Here is a 5,946-nt window from a genome sequence, read left to right as displayed (position 1 = left end):
GAGTGATGGGAGAGAATGTTCAAGAGTGGATTCTAAATGTTCAGATAAAGACATAAAAAAATGAGCGTATTTACATACACTCATTTTTACTACATTTTTCTAATATTTGCTTAACTGACTGGCATTATGCCGATGCAGGCTTTTTTGATTACGGAGGTTTGAATCTATGACGTTGCGAATCTGGAACGATATGTTGCATTCCATGCCTAGAACAGGCACCAGGTAAAACACTAAGATAGCCTCAAGCTCAAAAAGAATTAGAGGATTATCTGATGAACGCCTACTTACATCGTAGTGAAGAACGTGGTCATGTTAAAGCCGGCTGGTTAGACACCAAACACAGCTTTTCATTTGGCAGCTGGTACAACCCGAAATACATGGGTGTGAGTGTGCTTCGTGTGATTAATGATGACCGGATTGCTGCCCACAATGGTTTTGGTACCCATCCGCATGACAACATGGAAATTTTAACCTGTGTACTGGATGGCACCATTTCACATAAAGACAGCATGGGCAATGAACGGCATATCAGTGCGGGTGAATGGCAGCTGATGAGCGCCGGAACCGGGGTTCAGCACAGTGAAATCAACCAGGGCGATGTACCAGTGCATATGCTGCAAATCTGGATTCATCCAAATGTGCGTGATGCAGAGCCAAATTATCAGCAAATTAAACTCGACCCACGTGAACAGCCGAACCAATGGCATCTGATTGTTGGCCCAACCGAACAGGCACCCATGCATATTCGCCAGCAGGCTGAAGTGAAAACCGCGGTACTTGAAGCCGGCCAAAGCCTAAACGTACAGGCGACCCAGCAGCTCAACTATGTGCATGTGATTCGTGGTGAAGTGCAGATTGGTGAACATACGGTTAAAGCTGGTGATGCACTGTTATTCGCGGAACATGCGGATATTCAGGCAACCGAAGAAAGCCAGATGATCTGGTTTGACTTACCGGGCAAATAAGCCATTTTTCTCTCCCAGAGGTCATGATGATTTTGGCCCAATAGCCGCTCCATTGAGCGGCTATTTTTATGTCTTAAAGCCGGCCTTGATTGACTTTTACCTGAGTGTGAACAGTCTGTTTAAGCTGCACCCTTTGCAGCAACTCAAATACCATTTATGAAAATAAACTGAATAAAATCGGCCGATTGCCTGTAACCCGATAAAACTCTCAAAACTGAAACTATTTACATTCTCATTGGTAAAAACACTCTACATGAGAAAAATTCTCAGTTATGATAACTGCATAAAAATCATCCTGTGAATTGACCATGAATGCTTATACTGCAGCTCAGGCCAATGTCTTGACCATTCGGCAACTGAGCAAACAATTCGGCTCTCGTTTTGCGGTGCATCAGGCCAGCTGGTCTGCACAGCGCGGACAAATTATCTGCCTGCTGGGCCATTCTGGCTGTGGCAAAACCACCATGCTTCGTCTGATTGCCGGATTAGAAACCCCAAGCAGTGGCTCAATCCAGCTTGAACAGCAAATCCTGTGGAATGAACAGCAACAGATTCCAGCCGAAGCGCGCAATATTGGTCTGGTGTTTCAGGACTATGCCCTGTTTCCGCATTTAAGCGTACTGGACAATGTCATGTTTGGCCTGAAAAAACTGCCCAAAGCACAGCGTCAGGCGGTGGCCGAACAGGCGCTACAGCATGTTTCGATGCAGCATCATCTGCACAGTTATCCCTATACCCTGTCTGGTGGCGAGCAGCAGCGCGTGGCCCTGGCCCGTGCCCTGGCACCTAAACCGCAGGTGCTCTTGATGGATGAACCTTTTTCCAATCTCGATCATCGCCTGCGTGACCAGATCCGGCAAAATACCATCGAAATTCTGAAGCAGACCGGCACCACCACAGTTATTGTTACCCATGATCCGGAAGAGGCGCTGCAAATTGCCGATCAGATTATCCTGATGCATCAGGGTGAAATTATTCAGATCGGTACGCCTAAAGCCCTGTACCGGCAGCCAGCCACCTTATTTGCCGCCCGTTATTTTTCTGCCCTGAATGAAATTCCGGCGCAGCGTGTCGCGCAGCAATTACAGACCTGTTTTGGCGCACATCCCATCAGTGAAGCGCTGGCGCATCACCAAGAGCCAATCCGCTGCTGTTTCCGTCCACATCAGGTGCAGGTGTTTAGCCAGCCGACTACCGGTGCAATCCCGGCGACCGTGCTGTCCTCCAGCTTTATGGGGCATGCCGAACAGCTACGCCTGCAACTGGACCCCGAGACTATTATTCTGGCGCAGGTCAGCCCGGCACAGACCGCTTATCAGGAACAGGTTTATGTGCGCCTCGATCTGCAGCAGTGTTTTTTCTTCGCTCAAGATTCACAGCCGAAAGCCCATACAACCACCACGGCTGAAGTGGCCAACGCTTTTTAAATTGACAATAAGGAATGAAAAACGATGAAAGTAACAATCAAAATTCCACTGCTGGCCAGCGGCCTGCTGGCGCTGAGCGGTCTGGCGCAAGCCGCGCAGGTAAACCTGTATACCACGCGTGAACCGGTGCTGATTCAGCCCTTATTAAAAGAATTTACCGAAAGCAGCGGCATTAAGGTCAATACCGTATTTATTAAAGATGGTCTGCTGGAGCGAGTGAAAGCTGAAGGACGCCGTTCACCGGCCGATGTGATGCTGACCGTCGATTTTGGCAATCTGGTGGATCTGGTCGAAGCGGACCTCACCCAGCGCGTGAATTCCAAAGTATTAAATAATGCCATTCCGGCCAATTTACGTGCAGCCAATGGCCACTGGTATGCCCTGTCAATGCGTGCCCGTGCAGTCTATGCCTCCAAAGAACGTACGCCGCTGAACGCCATTCATTATGAAGATCTGGCCAATCCGCAATGGAAAGGTAAAATCTGTATCCGTTCGGGTAGCCATCCCTACAATACCGCGTTAATTGCCGCCTATATTGCCCATCATGGTGAAAAAGCGGCAGAAACCTGGTTACGCGGCGTTAAAGCCAATCTGGCGCGTCCAGCCAGTGGCGGTGACCGCGATGTGGCGCGCGATATTCTGGGTAAAATCTGTGATATTGGTGTGGCCAATACCTATTATGTGGGCACCATGCGCAATGGCAATGCTGAACAGCAGCGCTGGGGCAATGCCATTAATGTGGTGTTACCGCGCTTTAAAAATGGCGGCACTCATGTCAATGTCTCTGGTGCAGTTGTAGCCAAACATGCGCCAAACCGCAAAGAAGCGGTACAGTTACTGGAGTTCCTGGCCTCAGATCAGGCCCAGGCCATGTATGCACAAAGTGGTTATGAATATCCGATCAAACCAGGCGTGAAGATTGATCCGATTATCGCCAGTTTCGGCAAGTTAGATATTGATTCACTGCGTTTAAGTGAGATTGCTCGCCATCGTAAGGCAGCCAATCTGCTGGTCGATAAAGTCCAGTTTAATCACTAAACCTGAATCATCAGATAGCGCGGGCAGACTGCTGCTCGTGCTATCAGTCTTGTGTCCATGTCCAGCCTGTTGATCCCCCGATGACCCAGAAAAAATCTCCTGTAACTGCACTTTTTTCACTCAGTGGCCTGTTTACCCTGCTGGCCTGTCTGCCTGTGCTGGCTTTGCTCTGGACGGCCTTACAGGGCAATAGCGAGATTTGGGACCATCTGCTGCAATATGTGATTCCTCCCACCCTGATTGAAACCGGCCTGTTGCTGTTTGGTGTCGGGATTCTGACGATTCTGATTGGTACCGGCAGTGCCTGGCTGGTCACGGCCTATCAATTCCGTGGCCGTGGTTTTCTGGACTGGGCACTGTTACTGCCCTTGGCCGTACCGACCTATATTATTGCCTATAGCTATATTGATATTTTGCATCCGATTGGTCCTGTGCAGACCCTGCTGCGGGACTGGCTTCAGCTAGAAATGCAGCAGCTCTGGTTTCCGAATATCCGCTCGCTCTGGGGCGCGATTTTTCTGCTTAGTTTTGTGCTGTATCCCTATGTCTATTTAAGCACCCGTGCCATGTTCCTGATGCAGTCAGCCAGCCTGATTGAAGTAGCGCGCAGTCTGGGATTAAAACCGGAACAGGTATTTTTCCGGGTTGCGATTCCGCTGGCTCGCCCGGCCATTGCGGTTGGTGCCAGTCTGGCCCTGATGGAAACCATCAATGATATTGGTGCCACCGAATTTCTGGGCATTAAAACCCTGACCCTGTCAATTTATTCGACCTGGACCAACCAGTCCGATCTGGCCAGTGCCGCCCAGATTGCAATTTTTATGTTGCTGATCATTAGCCTGCTGGTACTGGTAGAACGGCTGGGGCGACGCAAACAGCGCTATATGAACTCGGCCCAGCGTAGCCGGCTGATGCCCGCCCAGCCAGTGACCGGCGCCAAAGCCTGGCTGCTATTCGGCCTAGGGCTGATTCCGGTGATTATTGGTTTTCTGATTCCAATCAGTCATTTACTGGTCGAATCTTATCAGCGTTTACAATATGCCGGTTTCTCTGAATATCTGCTGCAAGCCTCAATCAATACGCTTACCTTAGCCAGTATTGCCACTTTTGTGACCATGCTGATTGGCTTTATGATTGTGAGTACCGCACGGTTTAGCCGAAGCAGCTGGCTAAGCCGGGTTGCCAGTTTGGGCTATGCCATTCCGGGCACCGTACTGGCCATTGGCCTGATGCTGTCTTTGGGCGCGATTGATCACGCCGTAGCGGATTTTCTGGAATTCCAGCTTGGTCTGGATACCGGCCTGCTGTTTTTAGGCACCAGTTTCACCTTAATTTACGCCTATGCGGTACGCTTTCTAGCCATTTCAATTGGCGGGATTGAATCGGGGTATAACCGGATTCATGGCGTTTTTGATGATGCCGCACGTAATCTGGGCCAGAGCAAAAGCGGGATTCTGACCCGTATCCATTTGCCTTTATTACGTCCTGCACTGATTTCAGCAGCCTTACTGATTTTTGTGGACTGTATGAAAGAGCTGCCGGCCACATTGTTGCTACGTCCGCTGAATATGGAAACCCTGGCCACGCAGTTATATGCCGAAGCCTCACGTGGTACCTATGAAGAAGGCGCAATTGCAGCCTTATTGATTGTTCTGGTCGGACTGATTCCAGTGATTTTACTGGCACGGTTGGGGAAAACTGTACGTTAATCTGAACTAGATGAACTGGCTAAACTCTGCTTCAACATTGAGTGCAAGTTTAGCCTTCTCTCTTTTTATAGTGAAAATCGTTTAAAGAGAATAGCCTTATAAAATAGAGATACACTTTTGATTTTTAATAAGCTTGGGATAAAGAATTTTATTCAGAAATAGTTTAGGCAGATAGTGCTTAGAATATTATCCTTAAATCCAATTATTTTTTTTATTATTCAATAATAACTAAGAATCAAGAATTAAAAACCAATTATTCATCCGTTTAAAAAAATAAAACGGACAATAAAATACTTGGATTGTTAAGAGAAAATGCACGTATCTCAATTACAGAAATTGCGCAGAAAACCCGAAATTCCCGGGCCACGGTTCAAAAGCGAATCGAGTACATGGAAGCGACTAGCATCATTACCGGCTATACGGTACGCATTAAACCGAACCTGAATCCGCAGCTTATTCAGGCCTGGATGAGTATTATGGTGGAAGGCAACAAGGCACAGGCCGTCATCAAGGAGCTACGTCTCGATCCGGCTATTCAGACCTTACATACAACGAATGGCAAATGGGATTTACTGGTAGAAATCCAGTCCGACAATTTGGTGAATTTTGATTTAATTTTAAGTCGGATCAGAAGTATTTCAGGGATTTATAACAGTGAAACCAATATATTACTGTCAACCGGCTTTGTTGCACAAAGATTTGAAATGCAAAGCGCCCCTAATTGAGCCAAATTTAAGGCGTAACTTGGGTAAGTGGGCGACCTAATTCCGTAAATCTGTTAAGGACTGCTACACGTGCATGGATCTC

4 protein-coding genes and 1 pseudogene are annotated in these 5,946 nt (G+C 48.0%); all 5 read left to right on the top strand.

The genetic code is table 11. From position 1 onward, the window contains the following. The first annotated feature begins 272 nt into the window (after positions 1–272). Positions 273–965: a pirin-like bicupin family protein gene (locus FTU54_RS14855; RefSeq protein ID WP_180047204.1), complete on the top strand. Its 693-nt coding sequence runs from the start codon at positions 273–275 to the stop codon at positions 963–965. 308 nt (positions 966–1,273) lie between these two features. Continuing rightward, complete coding sequence (locus FTU54_RS14850) at positions 1,274–2,392, top strand: ABC transporter ATP-binding protein (protein ID WP_016659967.1); 1,119 nt, start codon at positions 1,274–1,276, stop codon at positions 2,390–2,392. 24 nt (positions 2,393–2,416) lie between these two features. Next, positions 2,417–3,430 (top strand): extracellular solute-binding protein, encoded by a 1,014-nt coding sequence (locus FTU54_RS14845; protein WP_180055276.1) that lies wholly within the window; start codon positions 2,417–2,419, stop codon positions 3,428–3,430. 80 nt (positions 3,431–3,510) lie between these two features. After that, positions 3,511–5,139 (top strand): iron ABC transporter permease, encoded by a 1,629-nt coding sequence (locus tag FTU54_RS14840; RefSeq protein ID WP_180055274.1) that lies wholly within the window; start codon positions 3,511–3,513, stop codon positions 5,137–5,139. A gap of 272 nt (positions 5,140–5,411) precedes the next feature. Next, a pseudogene (locus FTU54_RS14835) lies at positions 5,412–5,864 on the top strand (Lrp/AsnC family transcriptional regulator); the annotation flags it as partial. Positions 5,865–5,946: the final 82 nt, after the last annotated feature.

The sequence above is a fragment of the Acinetobacter sp. YH12116 genome, assembly GCF_013418895.1.
Classification (GTDB): domain Bacteria; phylum Pseudomonadota; class Gammaproteobacteria; order Pseudomonadales; family Moraxellaceae; genus Acinetobacter; species Acinetobacter indicus.
This window is presented reverse-complemented; position numbering and strand designations above follow the sequence as displayed.

Bases quoted from the DNA above. Each gene is read 5' to 3' on its own strand.
- FTU54_RS14855 (WP_180047204.1), top strand. From the start codon at position 273: ATGAACGCCTACTTACATCGTAGTGAAGAACGTGGTCATGTTAAAGCC.
- FTU54_RS14850 (WP_016659967.1), top strand. From the start codon at position 1,274: ATGAATGCTTATACTGCAGCTCAGGCCAATGTCTTGACCATTCGGCAA.
- FTU54_RS14845 (WP_180055276.1), top strand. From the start codon at position 2,417: ATGAAAGTAACAATCAAAATTCCACTGCTGGCCAGCGGCCTGCTGGCG.
- FTU54_RS14840 (WP_180055274.1), top strand. From the start codon at position 3,511: ATGACCCAGAAAAAATCTCCTGTAACTGCACTTTTTTCACTCAGTGGC.